Origin of the sequence: Cupriavidus oxalaticus (genome assembly GCF_038900635.1) — a bacterium.
GTDB classification, from domain to species: Bacteria; Pseudomonadota; Gammaproteobacteria; order Burkholderiales; family Burkholderiaceae; genus Cupriavidus; species Cupriavidus oxalaticus_B.
On record NZ_JAYMRX010000074.1, the window covers coordinates 1 to 794 of the forward strand.

Sequence of the window (794 nt, forward strand, 5' to 3'; positions counted from 1 at the left end):
CTACGGCACCTTCACCTTCGACAGCAACACCGGGGCCTGGACCTACACGCTCGATAACAGCAAGGCCGATGCGCTGACCGCAGGGCAACAGGTCAGCGATTCGCTGACGGTGGTGTCAGCGGACCAGACCGCGCAGCAGACCATCACCGTCAATATCACCGGCGCCAACGATCATGCCACCATCACGGCGTCGGCCAGTGAGGATGCATCGGTGGCGGAGGCGGGCGGCGTGGCCAATGGCACGGCAGGCGATGCCTTCGCCAGCGGCACGCTGACGGTCAGCGATGTCGATACCGGTGAAGCGCACTTCGCTGCCGTGCCGCCAGACAGCCTTGCCGGTCACTACGGCACCTTCACCTTCGACAGCAACACCGGGGCCTGGACCTACACGCTCGATAACAGCAAGGCCGATGCGCTGACCGCAGGGCAACAGGTCAGCGATTCGCTGACGGTGGTGTCGGCGGACCAGACCGCACAGCAGACCATCACTGTCAATATCACCGGCGCCAACGATCATGCCACCATCACGGCATCGACCAGCGAAGATACGTCGGTGACGGAGGCTGGGGAACTGGCCAACGCTGTTGCCGGTGATGCATCGGCCAGCGGCACGCTGACGGTCAGCGATGTCGATACCGGTGAGGCGCACTTTGCTGCCGTGCCTCCGGACAGCCTTGCCGGTCACTACGGCACCTTCACCTTCGACAGCAACACCGGGGCCTGGACCTACACGCTCGATAACAGCAAGGCCGATGCGCTGACCGCAGGGCAACAGGTCAGCGATTCGCTGACGG

Annotated in this window: 1 protein-coding gene; it reads left to right on the plus strand. The window is 64.1% G+C overall.

The genetic code is table 11. The features are described 5' to 3' along the window. Positions 1-794: VCBS domain-containing protein (locus VSR71_RS35000; protein ID WP_342917906.1), on the plus strand; the 794-nt coding region annotated here is incomplete at both ends.